15 protein-coding genes are annotated in these 17,929 nt (G+C 65.0%); 10 read left to right on the top strand and 5 right to left on the bottom strand.

What is annotated here, in order from left to right:
* The first annotated feature begins 375 nt into the window (after nt 1–375).
* Both GA0071312_RS18575 and GA0071312_RS18580 read left to right on the top strand, forming a co-directional pair.
* Complete coding sequence (locus tag GA0071312_RS18575) at nt 376–1,026, top strand: exopolysaccharide biosynthesis protein (RefSeq protein ID WP_165604077.1); 651 nt, start codon at nt 376–378, stop codon at nt 1,024–1,026.
* 27 nt (nt 1,027–1,053) lie between these two features.
* The gene (locus tag GA0071312_RS18580; protein ID WP_074446509.1) at nt 1,054–2,097 is read left to right on the top strand and encodes a sodium:calcium antiporter; all 1,044 of its coding nucleotides are present in this window, start codon (nt 1,054–1,056) and stop codon (nt 2,095–2,097) included.
* 20 nt (nt 2,098–2,117) lie between these two features.
* Here GA0071312_RS18580 and GA0071312_RS18585 read toward each other — a convergent pair whose 3' ends face one another.
* Nucleotides 2,118–2,597 (bottom strand): MgtC/SapB family protein, encoded by a 480-nt coding sequence (locus tag GA0071312_RS18585; RefSeq protein WP_083204753.1) that lies wholly within the window; start codon nt 2,595–2,597, stop codon nt 2,118–2,120.
* Nucleotides 2,598–2,963: 366 nt separating this feature from the next.
* Between GA0071312_RS18585 and GA0071312_RS18590 the strand changes: the two genes are divergently transcribed.
* From GA0071312_RS18590 to GA0071312_RS18600, 3 genes are all read left to right on the top strand, one after another.
* Nucleotides 2,964–3,974, top strand: coding sequence for a Fe(3+) ABC transporter substrate-binding protein (locus GA0071312_RS18590; RefSeq protein ID WP_074446510.1), 1,011 nt, complete (start codon nt 2,964–2,966; stop codon nt 3,972–3,974).
* Between the two features lie 440 nt (nt 3,975–4,414).
* Nucleotides 4,415–6,010 (top strand): ABC transporter permease, encoded by a 1,596-nt coding sequence (locus GA0071312_RS18595; RefSeq protein ID WP_238947338.1) that lies wholly within the window; start codon nt 4,415–4,417, stop codon nt 6,008–6,010.
* Between the two features lie 151 nt (nt 6,011–6,161).
* A complete protein-coding gene (locus GA0071312_RS18600; RefSeq protein WP_074446511.1) occupies nt 6,162–6,905 on the top strand; it encodes a ZIP family metal transporter in 744 nt (247 codons plus the stop codon).
* Nucleotides 6,906–6,929: 24 nt separating this feature from the next.
* Here the strand turns inward: GA0071312_RS18600 and GA0071312_RS18605 are convergent, their stop codons facing one another.
* The gene (locus GA0071312_RS18605; protein WP_074446512.1) at nt 6,930–7,826 is read right to left on the bottom strand and encodes a LysR family transcriptional regulator; all 897 of its coding nucleotides are present in this window, start codon (nt 7,824–7,826) and stop codon (nt 6,930–6,932) included.
* A gap of 125 nt (nt 7,827–7,951) precedes the next feature.
* Between GA0071312_RS18605 and GA0071312_RS18610 the strand changes: the two genes are divergently transcribed.
* The 5 genes from GA0071312_RS18610 to GA0071312_RS18630 all read left to right on the top strand — a co-directional run bounded on the left by GA0071312_RS18610 (nt 7,952) and on the right by GA0071312_RS18630 (nt 13,927).
* Nucleotides 7,952–9,490, top strand: coding sequence for a proton-conducting transporter transmembrane domain-containing protein (locus GA0071312_RS18610; RefSeq protein ID WP_238947339.1), 1,539 nt, complete (start codon nt 7,952–7,954; stop codon nt 9,488–9,490).
* Nucleotides 9,491–9,517: 27 nt separating this feature from the next.
* Nucleotides 9,518–11,923 carry a YbcC family protein gene (locus tag GA0071312_RS18615; protein WP_074446514.1) on the top strand — a complete coding sequence of 802 codons (2,406 nt, stop codon included), beginning with the start codon at nt 9,518–9,520 and terminating at the stop codon, nt 11,921–11,923.
* 96 nt (nt 11,924–12,019) lie between these two features.
* Entirely contained in the window at nt 12,020–12,805 is a 786-nt protein-coding gene (locus GA0071312_RS18620) for a tellurite resistance TerB family protein (RefSeq protein WP_074446515.1), read from the top strand.
* Nucleotides 12,806–12,999: 194 nt separating this feature from the next.
* On the top strand, nt 13,000–13,344 hold the full coding sequence (locus GA0071312_RS18625) for a hypothetical protein (protein WP_074446516.1): 345 nt from the start codon (nt 13,000–13,002) through the stop codon (nt 13,342–13,344).
* Between the two features lie 91 nt (nt 13,345–13,435).
* Complete coding sequence (locus GA0071312_RS18630; RefSeq protein WP_165604078.1) at nt 13,436–13,927, top strand: DedA family protein; 492 nt, start codon at nt 13,436–13,438, stop codon at nt 13,925–13,927.
* Nucleotides 13,928–14,143: 216 nt separating this feature from the next.
* Here the strand turns inward: GA0071312_RS18630 and GA0071312_RS18635 are convergent, their stop codons facing one another.
* The 3 genes from GA0071312_RS18635 to GA0071312_RS18645 all read right to left on the bottom strand — a co-directional run bounded on the left by GA0071312_RS18635 (nt 14,144) and on the right by GA0071312_RS18645 (nt 17,797).
* On the bottom strand, nt 14,144–15,079 hold the full coding sequence (locus GA0071312_RS18635) for an NAD-dependent epimerase/dehydratase family protein (RefSeq protein WP_074446518.1): 936 nt from the start codon (nt 15,077–15,079) through the stop codon (nt 14,144–14,146).
* 234 nt (nt 15,080–15,313) lie between these two features.
* The gene (locus GA0071312_RS18640; RefSeq protein ID WP_074446519.1) at nt 15,314–16,984 is read right to left on the bottom strand and encodes a flavin-containing monooxygenase; all 1,671 of its coding nucleotides are present in this window, start codon (nt 16,982–16,984) and stop codon (nt 15,314–15,316) included.
* A gap of 42 nt (nt 16,985–17,026) precedes the next feature.
* A complete protein-coding gene (locus GA0071312_RS18645; RefSeq protein ID WP_074446520.1) occupies nt 17,027–17,797 on the bottom strand; it encodes an SDR family NAD(P)-dependent oxidoreductase in 771 nt (256 codons plus the stop codon).
* Nucleotides 17,798–17,929: the final 132 nt, after the last annotated feature.

The raw sequence follows: 17,929 nt of genomic DNA on the forward strand, positions 1-17,929 counted from the left end.
CTTGCATCAACGGATCGATCTGCGGAAATCGCGGCGTTCACTTGCCAGCCATGCACGTGGTACAATAATGCCTTGCTTGTCGGACGGTGCACCGTGACGCGGGTATCTTCTGCTCCGCGCCCGGAGCCAATCGCAGGCATATTCAAGCCGCTGGATGACCCTTTGGCCCATGCGGATGCGCAGGGGCAACGCGGCAGGGGGAACCAACGGCTGGCGTTTCGTTCCGTCAGCCGGGCACCCGCTGCCAGAGAAAACGATGCGTCGTACATCTTTTTCGGGCGCCTGCCCTGACTCCGTCCGGTCGGCATGCGTTATAAAATCGTGCTTCAGGAATTCAGCGCGCCGCTGGCGCTCTCGCGAGGAAATCAGCCCACCATGTCAAGCCATGATTCCGGCCTTCCGGTACCGCAGCAGAATGATGGCCTCTCGCAGCCGCTATCGCTGAGTGCCCTGGTCTCGCGCCTCGAATCCCTCGTGGGGCGCAAGCGCGTCAGCATGCGCGCGGTCGTCGAAGTCGCCGGCCAGGCCGCCTTGCTGCCCGCCCTGACGCTTCTGGCGCTGATGATCGTGTCGCCGATCAGCGGTATTCCGTTCTTCTCGTCGATCAGCGGCCTTGTCATCGTCCTGCTCTCGGCGCAGTTGCTCATGAACAAGAGCGAGCTCTGGCTGCCGGATTTCCTGATGCGGCGCGAGATCCCCGGCAAGCGGCTTGCCACCGCGCTGCGCTGGATGAAACGGGCGGCGGATTTTCTGGAGCGGTTCACACGCGGCGGGCGGCTTGCCTTTCTCGTCAGCGGCAAGATGCTGAAGCCGCGTCTTGCCATCTGCCTGATCGCCGGGCTCTGCATGCCGATTTTCGAGATCGTGCCGTTCTCCTCGACATTGCTGGCAGCGATCGTGCTGATGTTCGCCCTGAGCATCATGACCAGTGACGGTCTTTTCGCATTGCTCGGGAGTGGCATGCTCGCCATCGTTCTCGCCCTTGCCCTGACCTTCGGTATCACCGTCGCCGAAGCGCTGGATTGAGACGCCGGACAGGCGGCAGGAGACATCATGCTCGCGCAATGGCCCATGATCGCCTTGCTGGCCGGCTTCGCTCTGGCGGCGGCAATCATCTTCTTCAGCGGTCTGCGACTCACGATACTCACCGACAGGCTTGCGGACAGGACGGGGTTCGGCGAGGCAATTACCGGCGGCGTGCTGCTGGGCGCAGCCACGTCGATCAGCGGCACGATGGTCTCGATCACGGCGGCCTTGGACGGGCACGCCTCGCTGGCCTTTTCCAACAGCATCGGTGGAATCGCCGTGCAGACGGCCTTTCTCGCGATCGCGGATGTGACCTATCGCAAGGCCAATCTCGAACATGCGGCTGCCGAACTCGCCAATATCTTCCAGGCGCTGGTGCTGATCGGCCTGCTGGCATTGCCGCTGAGCGCGATGGTGCTGCCGGAGGTCACGGTCTTCGCGGTGCATCCGGTCTCGTTCCTGATTCCGCTGGTTTATGCCGGTTCCCTGGTCGCCAGCCGGATCGTGCGCGAGACGCCGATGTGGCACCCGGTTTCCACGAACGAGACACGTGACGACGTGCCCGAAGAGGAAAGCGACGCGGCACGCAAGCAATTAACCTTGCGGCTGTTTGCGATGTTCCTCGTCTTCATGGCCATCATGGGCTGCGCCGGCTGGGCGATCGCGAAGATCGCAGCCGAGATGACCATCCGCTTCGACCTGTCGGCATCGCTCGTCGGCGCCCTCATGACCGCCGTCACCACCTCCCTTCCGGAACTGGTGACCACGCTGGCCGCCGTGCGGCGCGGCGCGTTGCAGCTGGCGGTTGGCGGAATCATCGGCGGCAATACGTTCGACACGCTGTTCCTGACCGCTGCGGATGTATCCTACCGCGACGGCTCGCTGTATCACGCCGTCGGCATGGCCGATTACTTCTGGGTCGTCGTCTCCATCCTGATGACCGTGATTCTCATGGCCGGGCTGCTGATGCGCGAACGCAAGGGACCGATCGGCATCGGGCTCGAAAGCACGCTTCTCCTGATGATCTATGCGGGCGCGGTGGTGTTGCAGGTCATCGTGCTGAATGGCTGATCCGCAGGTCGCAAGGCAATTCAGTGCCGTTCGCGCTCGAACTTCCGCTCGACCCAGCCGAGAAGCGTGAGAATGCTGATGCCCAGACCGGCAGCGAGGATGGCCACGGCATAGGCTCCCAGCCCGCAGGCGAGACCGACCGCGCCGGCCAGCCACATTCCGGCACCCGTCGTCAGCCCCTTGACGCCCCCGCGCGCGCGGATGATCGTTCCGGCTGCGAGAAAGGCGACGCCGGCGGTGACCGCTTCGATGATGCGGATCGGATCGGTCGTGACACCATCGCTTTCGCCCCGGGTCTGTTCGACGATCTCGAAGGTGAGAACGGCGAAGGTCGCGGCTGCCAGCGAAATCAGCATATGCGTGCGCAATCCCGCCGGGCGGGAGCGATATTCCCGATCGAGCCCGATCAGCAATCCCAGAGCCGCAGCCGCAAGCAAGCGCAATGCGATGGTGGTGAAACCCGTCTGCGTCACCAGCACCGACATGCCGACCTGTTCCATGGAAGCTCCTTTCGCCACTCCAGCAACGGCTGGTGCGCGGACATCGTTCCCCCGATCGGGTGCAATGCCGTGCGTTGCGGGTTGCGGTCGGGCGGGGAAGGCCATTGCCGGTTTTTCGCCTGAGCGAGAAACCATGCAGCATTCAAATCGTATTCACACAATAAAACTGTTTAGAATCATTATATAAAACGTATATCCAGATTAGAATGAATATAAATTTAGGTTTTTACTGCAAAATTATTTGACGACCGCCGTCTTTTTGCGTACCCGTCACGCGTCGCATTCGTTCAAAGGCGCTCGCTCAAACCGTGTCGTCTTGAATTGAATACCGCTGATTTTGAACCTTCGAGTCAAGGGAGTGAACACATGTTGCGGCTTTCTGCTGCCTCTGTACTGGCCATCACGATGGCCTTTCCGGCATTCGCCGACGAGCTGAATCTCTATTCGGCGCGCCATTACGACACCGATCTGCAGCTTTATGATGGCTTCACGGAAGCGACCGGCATCGAGATCAACCTGATCGAGGGTTCCGGCGACGAGTTGCTGGCGCGCATCCAGGCCGAGGGCGCCAACAGCCCGGCAGATATTCTGTTGACCGTGGATGGCGGGCGCCTGCACCGCGCCGTCGAAGCCGGGGTGTTCCAGCCGGTCGAGAGCGATGTTCTCACCGAGCGCGTTCCGGAAGCCCTGCGCCATCCGGACAATCTCTGGTACGGTCTGACGACACGCGCGCGGGTGATCTTCTACAATGCCGAGAAGGGTCTGCCCGAGGGTATCGCGGATTACGAGGACCTGGCCGATCCCGCCTATGAAGGCATGATCTGCATGCGCACATCCTCGAACATCTATAATGTCTCGCTGATGGCCGAGCTCGTCGAGGTTCTCGGCGAGGAGGCTGCCGAGGAATGGGCGCGCGGCGTCGGCAACAATCTGGCGCGGGCACCGCAGGGTGGTGATACGGACCAGATCCGCGCCGTCGCGGCGGGCGAGTGCGACCTGGCCATCGCCAATACCTATTACTGGGGTCGCCTGAAGGCCTCGGCGAATCCGGAAGACAACGCCGTCGCTGACGCCACGGCCTTCATCTTCCCCAACCAGGACAACCGCGGCACGCATATCAACGTGTCGGGTGCGGGTGTGCTGACCACGGCCCCGAATGCCGAGAACGCGGTTGCGTTCCTGGAGTATCTGGTCTCCGACGAGGCGCAGATCATCCTCGCCGACGGCAACAACGAATATCCGGTGGTCGAGGGCGTCGAACCGACCGGCCCGATGTCCGAGCATACCGACTTCGAGTCGAGCGGCGTCAATGCCACGGTCTATGGCTTGAACGCATCCGATGCGGTGGCCGTGTGGGATCGCGCCGGGGTTCCGTGAGGATCTGCGATGCCCGGCCCCGCAGCGCCGGGCATCACCATGCGTGATTGGGCGCAAGGCTTCCCGCCGGGGCGGGGCGTCTTGCGCCCGCATGCGTTCCGGTGAACGGGCGCGACAGGCACCGGATTCCGTCGCGCGCCGAGCGCGACCGCGCCGACGCACACGACCCGCTTCGCAGAATGCCGATCCCTGCTTCGGCACCCGGAATCCATGACCCGGAAGCATCTGCATGGTGATACGCTCTCATGAAGGCGACAGGACGCATGGACACGCAGGCACGACAGTCCTATCAGTCCGGGCTCGGCATGCGGGACACGGGCATGAGGCAGAGGACGGCATTGGAACAGGGGTCGGAACACGGTCCTGAATCGCAGAACGGTCCTGGATCGCAAAACGCGCTTCAAAAACGATGGCGCGGGCCGCTTCCCTCGATCTGGACGGTGCTCGCTTTCATCGTCATCGCCGTGATTCTCCTGCCCGTGGCGACGGTCGCGAGCCGCGTCTTCGTACCGTCCGAAGGCGTCTGGGCGCATCTCTTCGACACGGTCCTGCCGCTCTACGTGCAAAACAGCCTGATTCTCGTCACCGGCGTGACCCTGCTGGCGATCATGATCGGGGTGACCACGGGATGGCTGATCGCCGCCTACGAGTTTCCCGGGCGGAGGGTGCTCGAATGGGCGCTGATGCTGCCGCTGGCGATGCCGGGCTATGTCATCGCCTATGTCTATTTCGACCGGCTGAGCTATTGGGGGCCGATCCAGAGCGGGTTGCGCAGCGTGTTCGGCTGGGGGCGCGCGGATTACTGGTTTCCGCAGATCGCCTCGCTGCCCGGCGCAATGATCCTGCTCGCCCTCGTTCTCTACCCCTACGTCTATCTGCTGTCGCGAGCGGCCTTTCTCGGCCAGTCACTGCATCTCATGGAGACGGCCCGCTCCCTCGGCCAGGGCCGCGTTGCCGCCTTCCGGCGTGTGGCGCTGCCACTGGCCTGGCCAGCAATCGCCGCCGGCGCCGCTTTCGTCGCGATGGAGACGCTCGCTGATTACGGCACGGTGCTGCATCTGGGCGTCCAGACGCTGACCACGGGCATCTTCCGGACATGGTTTGCGCGCGGTGCGCCGGTCGCGGCGGCCCAGCTCGCGGCCCTGCTCGTCTGCTTCGTGGCCGTGGCCTTCCTCGTCGAGCGGATGGTACGTGGCGACAGACGTTTCGCCAGCAATGCCGGCGGGCGGGCGCGGATGATGGGGCGCGTGCGGCTGAAGCCGGGTTACGCGATTCTCGCCATGGTCGCCTGCAGCCTGCCGGTCGTCCTGGGGTTCGTCTTTCCCGCCGCAGAACTGTTACGGCTGTCGCTGATCGCGGGCGATCCGCTCTGGGGTGCGCGCTTCTTCGCCTTTGCCCAGAACAGCCTCGTCATGGCCGGCGGCGCGGCGATCCTTCTGGTCTGCATCGCCGTTTTCCTCAGCTACGCGCAGCGCCTGCAGGGTGGCCCCGTGATCGATTCCGCCATGCAGGCGGCGAGCTTCGGCTATGCGATCCCGGGTGCGGTGATTGCGATCGGCGTGCTGATTCCGCTGGCGACCTTCGACAATGCGCTCGACGCCTTCATGCGCGCGCGCTTTGGTATCTCGACCGGGCTGTTGCTGACGGGATCGATCGCGGCCCTGATGTTCGCCTATACCGTGCGCTATCTCGCCGTGGCCCTGAAGACCGTACAGGCGAGTTTCACGCGGGTGCCGCGCAGCATGGACGAGGCCGCGCGCAATCTCGGGGCGGGATCCGTGCGGGTCCTGTGGCGGGTGCATCTGCCCCTGCTGCGCCCGGGCCTGCTCACCGCAGCCATCTTCGTCTTCGCCGACGTGATGAAGGAATTGCCGGCGACGCTGATCGTGCGGCCCTTCAATTTCGACACGCTGGCCATCCGCACCTTCCGGCTGGCTTCCGACGGGCGGCTTGAGGAAGCCGCGACCTCCGCCCTGCTGATCGTCGCCGTCGGCATCCTGCCGGTGATCATTCTCAGCCGCGCCATGAACCGCTGATCGGCGGCGCCCTCGCGCCGACTCCGTACGAGACCGGACGAGTTTGCGGGCTTTACAAGCCGGAACGCCGCTCCCATGTGAACGGTCACGCCGTCGGCTGTCGCGCAGATAGCCGTCGTCCCGCCATTGACCGTATTCTGCGGAGTCATTCATGGAAATATCGCTGTTGATCGTGATTGCCGCGGCCTTCGTCACGGCGATCATGACAGGCGTCGGTGCGCTTCCGTTTCTTTTCGTGAAGAAGCTCAGCGAGAGGACCGTCGGCTGGGCGAATGCCGCTGCCGCCGGCCTGATGCTGGCTGCGAGCCACAGCCTGATCGCGGAAGGCGTCGCCCTCGATGTCATCCTCACGCTGGCAGGGGTGTTGATCGGCCTCGTGGCGATTGTTCTCGCCAACCGGCTGCTGTCGCGTTCCGGCGAGGTGGATGTGGCCGAACTCCACGGCGCCAATGCGACCAAGGCATTGCTGATCCTTGGTATCATGACGGCGCATTCCTTTGCGGAAGGTGTCGGCGTCGGCGTTTCCTTTGCCGGCACCGAGGGGCTCGGTGTCTTCATCACCACGGCCATTGCCTTCCACAACGTCCCGGAAGGTCTCGCCATTGCGCTGGTGCTGGTACCGCGCGGCACGCCGGTCTGGAAAGCGGCCCTCTGGGCGATCTTCACGAGCCTGCCCCAGCCGCTGATGGCGGCGCCATCCTATCTCTTCGTCGAGATCTTCCGGCCCTTCCTCCCCCTCGGGCTCGGCCTGGCGGCAGGCGCCATGATCTGGATGGTTTTCTCCGAGCTGTTTCCGGAGGCGCAGGAAAAGACCGATAGCAGCTCGGCAGCGACGGTGGTGACTCTGGCCTTTGCCGCGATGATGGCGTTCCAGATGCTGGTTCTGGCGCATTGACGCGCCACGCCGCGCCCGTATCGGCTATACGGGTACGTCGTGCTGCGCGCCTTTCGCCAGCAATTCCGCGACCAGCGGATTGGGAAAACGCCGCTCCCGGGTGATGGCGAAGAATGTCTCGCGGATGTTGTCGAGTCGCGCTGCCTCGACCAGGATCCCCGCCTCGAGCTCGTCGCGCACGACGATGGGCGGGATCACGGCGAGGCCCGCATCCTCGCGGGCGAGCAGACGCAGCATGGCCATGTCATCGGCTTCCGCCGCCACCATCGGCGTGATGCCCAGCCGGGCCGTCATCGCATCGAAGGCGGCGCGCAAGGCGGTGTCGGGAACCGGGAGGATCACGGGTTCGCGCCCGAGCAACGTCGCCAGCGAAGGCCGATCCGAGCCGCATCGCGATGGCGTCCCGATCAGACTGACCGGCTGTTCGGCAAGCCGGTGAATCAGCCAGGGGCTGGCGCTGTCGCGCGCCGGGGCGAGATTGGTCAGCACGATATCGAGGGCGAGCGCATCAAGCGCGTTCAACAATTCCGCCTGGGAGCCCGAGCGCAGGATGACCTCGACATCGGCTCTGCCCACGAGCGGGCGCACGAAGGCCATCTGGAAATTGCGTGACAGCGTCGCGAGCGCACCGATGCGCAGGGCGCGGCGCGCGAAGCCGGTCTCCCGCAGCGTCGCCGTCAGATCCTCAGCGGTCCGAAAGATCGCTTCCGCGTGGTCGAGGGCAATCCGACCGGCTTCCGTCAGAACCAGTCCCCGCCCCCGGCGCTCGAACAGATCATGTCCGAGCGCGGCCTCCAGAGCCCTGATCTGGGTCGAGAGCGCTGATTGCGACAGGTTGAGCCGTGTGGCGGCTCCGGTGAGCGTGCCCTCGGTCGCGACGGCCCGGAAGAGGCGCAGATGGTGCAGGTTCAAAAGCGACATCGTTCTATTTTATAGAATGTTTATGATCATAATATGTATTTTTCTGAAAGTCAGCTACGCGTTATTCCGGAGCGGCCTTACAACGCACCGGAGCCTCGTCCATGAGTTCATCGCCATCTTTGAGCATGCTTGCTCCCATATTCATTCTTCTGATTGCGGGTTACGCTGCATTTTACCCGGGTCGCCGACCCGGCGGCCTGCCGCTCCTGACCGAACGTGTCGCGATCGCGGCCCTGGTGGCGGCGGTCGCGGGTGGCATCCAGCTTGTTTTCGCGGGCCCGCAGAGCTTCGCGCTTGGCGGTGATGCGTTGATGATCGCGTTCCGCCTTGATGCGCTGAGTGTGACCATGACGATCCTCGTGGCCTTCATCGGCTGGATCGTCGTGCGTTACGCGCGCACCTATCTGGATGGCGAGCAGCGCGAAGGCGCCTTTCACGGCTGGATGGCCGTCACCCTGGCCAGCGTGCTTCTGCTCGTTCAGGCGGGCAGTCTCGTCACGCTGGTTCTGGCATTCGTGGCGATCGGCTTCGGCTTGCGCCAGCTGCTGCTGTTCTATCCCGACCGTCCTGAAGCACAGCGGGCAGCCGCGAAATTCACGCTGGTCTGGGCCGGCGGCGATATCGCGCTGGCGCTCGCCTCGATCCTGCTCTGGATCGCATTCGGCACGAGCGACATCGCGTCGATCGCGGCGCAGGCGGAGGGTGGCGCGGGCTTCGCGATGCATGCAGCCATCGCGCTTCTGGTGCTCACCGCCGCTCTCAAGACAGCGGCCTTCCCGCTGCATGGCTGGCTGACGGAGGTCATGGAGGCGCCCACTCCCGTCTCCGCCCTGCTGCATGCGGGCATCATCAATGCCGGCGGCTTCCTCTTGATCCGCATGGCCGATCTGATCCAGACCAGCACGGCGGCCATGGCGGCCCTGCTGATGCTCGGCGGGTTCACCGCGCTTTTCGCGGCTGCAGTGATGCTGACGCAGAGCGCGATCAAGACGGCGCTGGCCTGGTCGACCATCGCGCAGATGGGCTTCATGCTTCTGCAATGCGGGCTGGGTCTGTGGACTCTGGCGCTTTTGCACATCGTCGCCCACTCGCTCTACAAGGCGCATGCCTTCCTCGCTTCCGGCGGTGCCGTGAAGGCCGTGGCCGAAATCCGGCGCCCGGGACCCGTCGCGGTGCCGGGCCTCGGCGCAGTCCTGCGGGCCTTCTCGCTCGCGCTCGTGCTCTATGCGCTGGTGGCGACCTTGTTCGGCTTCGTCTTCGGTGCGAAATCAGCGCAGGCCCTGTCGCTCGGCGCCATCCTGATCTTCGGTGTCGCCTATCTGGTGGCGCAGGGCATGGCCGATACCGCGCCGCGTGAGCTCACGCGACGCACGGTGATGGCGTCTTTCGCCGCCACGCTCGCCTATTTCGGATTTCATCTCGTGGCCGATCTGGTCTGGGGAGCGCACCTGCCCGCCGCGCCGGCGCCGGGTCCGCTGGAATGGGGGCTGATCGTGCTGATGCTGTTCTCCTTCGGTCTGATCGCCGTGGCCCAAGCGCTGTTTCCGCTCTGGGCCCACCATCCCGCAGCGGCGGGACTGCGCGTGCATCTGGCGAACGGCCTTTATCTCAACGCCGTCCTCGATCGCATGATCGGCGGTTTCACAACCCCGAAATCCCGTTGATTTCCTCGATTGCAGGCAGATAACACCATGCTCATCCAAGATCATCATCCTGACGACATGAACGCCGGCGCGTTGCTCACTGCCGTGGAGGGTGCCGCTCGCGCCATCCCGCCGGCATTTCCCCTTGATGCGACGGTTGCCGTGAATCCCTTCCTCGGCCAGACCCGTGAGGATCTGGCCACAGCCTCGGCCCGGCTGGCGCGGGTCGCAGGCGTGCGCCTCGTTCGTGAGCGCGCTACCTATCGCGGCGAGATCGAATCCGGAGCGATCACGCGCGAGGACCTCGCGGGAGCGCTCGCGGCCTGCTCGTCGACCTCGAAGCCGGCTGATCTCGCGGAACTGGAACAGGCGCTGCTGTCACAGAGCCCGGCTCCCGGGGCGCTGCCCACCCTTGCCGAGCTGGCTGCCGGTGCAAGCGGCACGGACTGGCCGGAACTGATCAAGCGCAGCTTCGGCCTCTGGGCTGCCGGCCATTTCGATCGCGGGCAGGCGCTCTGGTCCCCGGCTCCGGGGCGCGCCGCGCTCGACGCCTGGCGGGACTGGGCGCGCCATGACCTGACCCCCGAGATTGCGGGCCTCACGGGTTTTTGCAGCCATGCCATCGATGCGCCGGACACCGCCGACCGGGTGATCCTGCGCGCAGCCGAGCGGCTGGGCATCACCGAGGCCAATGCGCAGACGATTTTCCACCGGCTGCTGGTCGATCTGGGTGGATGGGCCCAGCATGCGCGCTGGCTGCTCTGGGAAGCGGAACTCGCCGGGGAGACGGATGCGACGATCGCGGAATTGCTGGCGATCCGGCTGATCTGGGAAGAAGCGCTGCTTGCGCAATATCCCCAGCTCGCCTCAGCCTGGGAAGAGACGCGCGCCGCACATGAGCAACCCGTCGCGCCCACGCGCGATCAGGTGATCGACGCCATCCTCCAGGAGGCCGCCGAGCGGGCCCGTCAGCGGCGGATCGAAGCCATGCTGCCAGGCGCCCAGCCCCGTGAGGGCCGGCCCGCAATCCAGGCCGCCTTCTGCATCGACGTGCGCTCGGAAGTCTTCCGGCGCGCGCTGGAAAGCCTCGATACCGACATCGCGACGATCGGCTTTGCCGGGTTCTTCGGCCTGCCCGTATCACATTGCGGCCACGGTACCGACAGGCGCGAGGCGCATCTGCCGGTGCTGTTGACCCCGGCTCTCGAGGCCTGCAGCCACAGCGACGCCCACACCGAACAGGATGTCCGGATCCGGGCGCGGGCGCGGCGCGCCTGGGGACGCTTCCGGCAGGCGGCGGTGTCTTCCTTCGCCTTCATCGAGGCCGCGGGACCGATCTATGGCTGGAAGCTCGTCAAGGATACCCTGGCGCTCGATCACGGCGGCAATCATGGTACCACGGCGGCATCCGCGGACTCGACCAATCCGCCGCCGCGCTTCGAGGAGCCGCTGACGGCAGAGGCCAAGGCCGCCACCGGCGCAGCAGTTCTCCAGGCGATGAGCATGACCGAAGGCCATGCCCGCCTCGTCCTGCTCGTTGGCCATGGCGCGCATGTCACCAACAACCCGCATGAGAGCGCCTATCATTGCGGCGCCTGTGGCGGACAGACCGGCGAAGTATCCGCACGCCTTCTCGCGAGCCTGCTCAACGACCCCGAAACCCGTGCCGGCCTGCCCGGGCACGGCATCGATTTGCCGGAGGATACCGTCTTCGTGGCGGGTCTGCACGACACCACGACCGATACGGTCACGCTCTACGAGGACGAACCCGCGCCGGCACATTCCGCCGATCTGGAGCAGGCGCGCAGCTGGCTCGCGCGGGCGGGCGATCTGGCCCGCACGGAACGGGCCGCGCGTCTGCCGGGGGCTGATGCCGCGCGCATTGCGCAACGTGCCTTCAACTGGGCGGAGGTGCGCCCCGAATGGGGGCTGGCCGGGTGTGCCGCCTTCATCGCGGCGCCGCGTGCGGCGACGACCGGAACCGACCTTCAGGGGCGCAGCTTCCTGCACAGCTATGACTGGCGCACGGATGCACAATTCAAGACGCTGGAGCTGATCCTCACGGCTCCCGTCGTCGTGGCGAGCTGGATCAGCCTGCAATATTACGGGTCGAGCGTGGCGCCGGAGCTGTTCGGCGGCGGCAACAAGCTGATCCACAACGTCGTCGGCGGCATCGGCGTCGTGCAGGGCAATGGCGGGATGATGCGCCCGGGCCTGCCCTGGCAGGCGGTTCACGATGGCGTCAACCTCGCCCACGAACCGCTGCGGCTGTCGATCTATATCGAGGCGCCGCAGGAGGCGATCAGCGCGATCCTGGCACGCCATGATGAGGTGCGCGCCCTGTTCGACAACGGCTGGCTCCACCTGTTCACCCTGGAGGGCGGGCGTGTCGCGGGGCGCTATCGCCCGGGGCTCGTCTGGGAGAATGACACGCCCCGTTCCGTCGCCGCGTGAGCCCCTTCCTCATCCGATGCCGTGACGGCTTGAAGCGCGGCATCGGGTCCCCATGTATCATTCAGCTCAATACGTCCTCGCATCAGGGAAAAAACCATGTTCGACGCACGCCGGCTCCTGGATCAAGTCCTCAATTCCGCCCAGACCGGCGATCTGTCGCAGGTCATGGGTCAGTTCGGTCAGCAAGGCCAGGGCCAGGGACAGGCTCCGACCGGGCCGGCGGGCGGGGCGACAAGCGGTGGCACGGGCATGGGCAAACTCGCCACGGGCGCCCTGGCTGGCGGTGTCGTCGGCATGCTCATGGGCAACAAGAAAGCACGCAAGATGGTCGGTCGCACGGCAGGCACGGCGCTCACCCTTGGCGGGCTCGCTGCTGTCGGTGCATTGGCTTATACCGCCTGGCAACGTCGGAGCGGGGGAGGCCAGCCTGCACCGGCGCAGGCAGCGCCGGCACAGGCCCACTCTGGCCCGGCCTTGCTGACGCCGCCCGCCGACAGCCCGTTCTCCCCGGCGCAGGCGCCGGGCGGAGAGGACAATCTCGCCCGCGGCGTCCTCGTCGCCATGATCCAGGGCGCGAAGGCCGACGGGCATATCGATGCCGAAGAGCAGACCCGCATTTTCGGCCATCTCGACAATCTCGGGCTGGATGCCGAGGCCAAGGCCTTCGTCATGGATGAACTCGCAGCACCCCAGGACATCAACCGCGTGCGCCATTATGCGGATCGGCCCGAAGTCGGCGCGGAACTCTATGCCGCCTCGCTTCTGGCCATGGATCCGGATACGCCCACCGAGCGGCGCTATCTGACCGAACTCGCGGCCGCGCTCGGCATCGACCCCGGCCTCGCGGCCGAAATCGAACAGACTGTCGCAGTGCATGCGTGACCGACTGTCCGTCCGTCCGTCACCTGACCCCGGATCCGGGTCGTTGCAACCCAGCCACGGCGCATCTCCCGCAAACCGCCTGGAAAAAGGCTGGGGCTGGTGCGCAAAAGCGGCTTTCCGATTGCCGGCATTGAATTAGGCTATCGGAAAACGGGCGATTCGGGACGACCTATGCCACTGGAAAGCAATCGGCCATGAAGGGCCACCGTTCCCGACATCCCTGGCTGCTTGCCGGCTTTGTTCTCGCGCTGGTCCTGACCGGTTTTTTTGCGATCCGCCTTGTCGTCTCGACGATTTACTGGTCGGGAAATCAGGATCGACCGATCGAAGGCTGGATGCCGATCGGATACATCGCGCAATCGTGGGACGTTCCGCGTGACAGGCTCGCAGAAGCAATCCAGCATGAACCCGGTGCGCTTTCCCGCAAGAGTCTCGCGCATATCGCGGAGGAGCGCGGTGAATCGGTTGAAACCCTGATCGCACGCATTGAAAACGCAATAGCGGATGCGCGGGAAGAAGCGGTCGACGGTGATGACTGAGCTCTTCTTCGCTCTCGTCAGCGACTGGGGCGCGCCGGCCCTCGCATTTGCGACGTTTCTCTCCTGCCTTGCCGTTCCCGTACCGACATCCATGATGATGCTGGCTGCAGGCGCCTTCGTCGCTTCCGGAGATCTGCAACTCGCCCCCGTTGTCATGGCAGCTTTCTTCGGGGCGATCGCGGGTGATCAGGCGGGGTTCGGGATCGGCCGCACTGCCAGCATCGCGCTGATCGGCTGGCTGCGAGCAAACCCGTCGCGAGCGAAATTTCTTGATCAGGCACAAGGCACGATCGACAGACGCGGCGCTCCGGCGGTCTTTCTCAGTCGTTGGTTGTTTTCTCCGCTGGGGCCCTATGTCAACCTTCTGACTGGCGCCGCGCAGATGCGCTGGCCAACCTTCACCATCATGTCAGCCCTCGGCGAAGCCGTCTGGGTCACCATTTATGTCGGGCTTGGTTTCGTTTTCTACGATAATCTCGGCACCATCTCTGCCGTTCTGGCAGATTCGGTCGGTTTCATGACCTCTGCCCTGATCGCCCTCCTCACCGGCTACGCCCTGTTTCGGCGAAAGCGCGCTCACTGAAAAACGCCTTGCGGATATGCCGGCATCGGGCGTCGCCGACGACATGCACTTCATGGTCCTGGCGCCAGGGCATCAATGCCGGACAATCTTCGATGGAAGAAGACGCCATCGCCGTTCCCGGCGAACTGGCATTTCTGCACGGCTCGCGACCGGCCCGCCGGATTGCCCGCGACATGCGCCGTCCCACACGGCAAAGCGTATGCGTTTTTCCAGAGATCAGGAATACGTCAAGTCGTGCCGCCCCAACCTCTCCAACCCGTCCCGCGTCGTCTGGGCCGGCTGCCACCCGGTCGCGGCGAGACCGGTCGGTGCCAGGACGAGTGATCCCGTCAGACGCTCTGCCATCTCCTGTCGCCCGGCAAACCGCAATGCCGTGCCGACGACGACTGGCGGCACCGGGATCAACCCGGGGCCGCGTCCAAGCCCCCTGCGATAGAACGTGATGATCTGCGCCAGAGAGACCGGCTCGGGATCGGCCACGAGGAAAGCACGATTCAAAGGATCGTCCAGCGTCAGCACATGGGCGACCGCTCCGGCGAGCGTCTCCAGCCCGACCATTGAACGCTTTGTATGAAATGCGCCGAATGGCAAGGGCCAGGGTTTGCGCGCGAGGGCGAGTAAAGCCGCGAGATTGCCCTTGAGGTTCGGCCCGTAGACGAGGGTCGGGCGCAAGGCGGCAAAAGGAATACCGATATCACTGAGAACTTTTTCGGCCTCAAGCTTGGATCGCCCATAGGGATCGGTCGGCTCCGGTGCCTCGTCATCACCGACACTGTGATTCGATACCGGCCCACATTGCGCCCGTACCGACGAGAGGAAAACGAAACGACGCACTCCGGCATGCCGGGCGGCAATCGCAAGTGCCCGCGTCGCATCGCGATTGATCAGCCGGTAATCGTCCTCCGGGCGTCCCGACATGGCATGGGCGATACCGGCAGAATGGATCACGTAATCGACACCACGCATGGCCTCGGTGAGATTGATCGGCGAGGCGAGATCGCCGATCAATACTTGTTCACCCGTGGTGAATTCCGGAACGGGCCGGCGCAACAGCACACGCAGCCGGTAACCGCGACGGGACAGATCCTCCATCAGATGGCGTCCGATGAAACCCGTTGCTCCAGTGAGTGCAATCAGAGACCCTTCATTCATTCTCATATGCTTGCCCCAGACGGATGACCAATCCCCTCAGCGCCGTTTCGCGCAAGATGCGGCGCGCCGGACAACCTGACGCCATCATGTGCCCGCCCGCCTCGTCAGCAAAGTACGATTGGCGCCGTCGCATGGCCAGTGGGGTTTCGCTTGCCGGAAATCGGCGCCGGCCGGGCGGATCCGGCACCTCTTTACCGAGCCGCCCTGCGGGCCGCTGCGGCGGGACGGCAATTCTCACACACCCGGCGTATAAACCGGCGCGTCGAAATCAGCCGCGACCGGCGGGGGTTGCGTCGTCTCGTCGAGGGTGAAGCCGGGATAACCGCGCGCGGCGATGTCCTCGCAGATGGCGCGGTAGCGTCCCATGCCGCCGGTATAGGGCATGAAGACGCGCGGCTTGCCGGGCACGTTCGCCCCCAGATACCAGGAATGGGGCACCTGCGGCAGCAATGTGCGCCCCGCCGCGTTTTCCACATGCGCGCCCCAGGCCGTTGCCGCCTCCATGCGCGGTTCGATCCGCGTCACGCCACGCTCGCGCATGAACGCGATGCACTCGGTGATCCATTCCACATGTTGCTCGATCGCGACCGGCAGGTTCACCAGCACGGAGGGACTGCCCGGGCCGGTCACCGTGAAGAGATTGGGAAAGCCCGGGATCTGCAGGCCCAGATACGTCACTGGCCCCGCCGCCCACGCCTCTTCGAGGCTCAATCCGTCGCGCCCGGTCAGGCCGAGCCGCAGGAGCGGCCCGGTCATCGCGTCAAAGCCGGTGGCGAAGACGATCACGTCGAGGGGATATTCAGCCTCCTCCGTCCGGATTCCGTTTTCGGTGATCCGCTTGATCGGTTCAGCCCGCAGGTCGACAAGATCGACATTATCGCGGTTGAAGGTCTCGAAATACTGCGTATCGACCGGCGGGCGCTTGGCGGCATAGGGATGGTCGATATCGGACAATATCCGTGCCTTGCGCGGATCATGCACGATCTGCCGGATCTTGCGCTTGATGAACTCCGCCGCAGTGGCGTTGGCCTCTTCGCTCGCGAGCAGATCCTGAAACACCGCGCGAAAGCGCAAGCCGCCCGTCTCCCAGGCTTCCTCGTAGAGCGCGAGGCGCGCTTCCTCATCGACATCGAAGACCTTGCGCTTGGCGATCTCGAAGGGATGGCCGTTGGGCGTGCGCTGCACGATGCCGCGGATTTCCTCGAAATTCTCCTTGAAATAGCGCTTGCGCGCCTCATCGAGGGGCGCGTTGCGGGCGGGGACGGAGTAATTCGCCGTGCGCTGGAACACGGTCAGATGCCCCGCCTCCCCGGCAATGACCGGGGCTGCCTGAATACCGGTCGAACCGGTGCCGATCTGACCGACACGCTTGCCGACGAGATCCACGCCCTCGTGCGGCCATTGCCCGGTATGGTACCATTCGCCCTCGAAGCCGTTCAGGCCGGGAATGTCGGGAATGTTGGCGCTCGACAGGCAGCCCACGGCGGTGATCAGCCAGGTGCAGGTGAGGCTCTCGCCGCGATCCGTCTCGACGATCCAGCGATTGCCCGCATCGTCGAAACGCGCGCCGGTGACCTTCACGCCCACGCTGATATCGCGCATCAGGTCGAGGCGCTCAGCTACGAATTGGAGATAGCGCAGGATCTCCGCCTGCCCGGGATAGCGCTCGCTCCATTCCCATTCGCGGTAGATCTCCGGCGAGAAGAAATAGCAATAGGAATGGCTTTCCGAATCGCAGCGCGCCCCGGGATAGCGGTTCGCCTGCCAGGTCCCGCCGATCCCCGGCTGCGCCTCGAGCACGCGCACCGACAGGCCCAGCCGGTCCCGCAGCAGATGCAGCTGGTAGAGCCCGGCGAAACCCGCCCCGATGATCAGCGCGTCGAATTCCGTCTCTTGATCGCTCACGCGAACCTCCCCTTCATTCCATGTGATCCGGTCGACAGAGCCTCAAGCCCGGCGCACGCCGCCATGCGTCGTCCAGGACGTGCCCGCGAGCCAGCCGCAATCGACGGGCAGGTTCGCCCCGGTAATCGCCGAGGCTTCCCGCGAGAGCAGGAACGCGACCGCCTGCGCGATTTCATCGGGCCGCACCAGACGCCCCAATGCCGCCTGCGCCTCCGCGAGGGAAAGATCCCGCCTCCCGGCATCGACTTCGGCCTGCAGGGCCGGGGTCAGGGTGAAGCCGGGGGAGACCGCGTTGACGCGGATGCCCGACGGCCCCCATTCGGCGGCGAGGCAGGCCGTCATCGCAATCACGGCGGCTTTCGTCGGCGAGTAGGAATGCAGCGGCATCGAGCGCATTCCCGCCACCGAAGCGATATTGACGATCGCGCCGCCCCCGCGCCCGATCATGGCCCGCGCAAAGATCGCGCTGGCGAGATAGGTGCCGCGCTGGTTGACCGCGACGACGTCGTCATAGCTTTCCATGAACAATTCTTCGGGCGATACCGGTCGCTGCAGGATACCGGCGCTGTTGACGAGCCCCGTCACCGCGCCGAATTCCGTCTCGATGCGCGACACCGCTTCCTCGAGCGAGGCCTGCACCGCGACATCGCCGACGCAGCCATACCCGCCGATCTCCTCGGCGAGATCCTTGGCCGCCTCGCCGTCGCGGTCGAGAACGACGACCTTGCCCCCGTGCGCCGCGAGAAGCTGGCAGCATGCCGCGCCGATACCGCTCGCCCCGCCCGTCACCACCGTGATGTCGTCCTTGCTCATTGTTCCGATCCTCCCGGCTCAGCATCTGTGTTTTTTGCTGATCTTCCGGGATGGAGGCGATCCGATCAACGCGCGCTTTGCCTGAGGGGGATGGGCGCGTCTCGGCATCCGCCCCACGACACCAGCGGGCAC

Origin of the sequence: Saliniramus fredricksonii, from assembly GCF_900094735.1 — a bacterium.
Lineage (GTDB): Bacteria > Pseudomonadota > Alphaproteobacteria > Rhizobiales > Beijerinckiaceae > Saliniramus > Saliniramus fredricksonii.

Coding starts and splice junctions, on each gene's coding strand:
- GA0071312_RS18580 (WP_074446509.1), top strand. CDS start 1,054: ATGCTCGCGCAATGGCCCATGATCGCCTTGCTGGCCGGCTTCGCTCTG.
- GA0071312_RS18575 (WP_165604077.1), top strand. CDS start 376: ATGTCAAGCCATGATTCCGGCCTTCCGGTACCGCAGCAGAATGATGGC.
- GA0071312_RS18625 (WP_074446516.1), top strand. CDS start 13,000: ATGAAGGGCCACCGTTCCCGACATCCCTGGCTGCTTGCCGGCTTTGTT.
- GA0071312_RS18615 (WP_074446514.1), top strand. CDS start 9,518: ATGCTCATCCAAGATCATCATCCTGACGACATGAACGCCGGCGCGTTG.
- GA0071312_RS18620 (WP_074446515.1), top strand. CDS start 12,020: ATGTTCGACGCACGCCGGCTCCTGGATCAAGTCCTCAATTCCGCCCAG.
- GA0071312_RS18630 (WP_165604078.1), top strand. CDS start 13,436: ATGATGATGCTGGCTGCAGGCGCCTTCGTCGCTTCCGGAGATCTGCAA.
- GA0071312_RS18590 (WP_074446510.1), top strand. CDS start 2,964: ATGTTGCGGCTTTCTGCTGCCTCTGTACTGGCCATCACGATGGCCTTT.
- GA0071312_RS18635 (WP_074446518.1), bottom strand. CDS start 15,079: ATGAATGAAGGGTCTCTGATTGCACTCACTGGAGCAACGGGTTTCATC.
- GA0071312_RS18585 (WP_083204753.1), bottom strand. CDS start 2,597: ATGGAACAGGTCGGCATGTCGGTGCTGGTGACGCAGACGGGTTTCACC.
- GA0071312_RS18645 (WP_074446520.1), bottom strand. CDS start 17,797: ATGAGCAAGGACGACATCACGGTGGTGACGGGCGGGGCGAGCGGTATC.
- GA0071312_RS18600 (WP_074446511.1), top strand. CDS start 6,162: ATGGAAATATCGCTGTTGATCGTGATTGCCGCGGCCTTCGTCACGGCG.
- GA0071312_RS18610 (WP_238947339.1), top strand. CDS start 7,952: ATGCTTGCTCCCATATTCATTCTTCTGATTGCGGGTTACGCTGCATTT.
- GA0071312_RS18605 (WP_074446512.1), bottom strand. CDS start 7,826: ATGTCGCTTTTGAACCTGCACCATCTGCGCCTCTTCCGGGCCGTCGCG.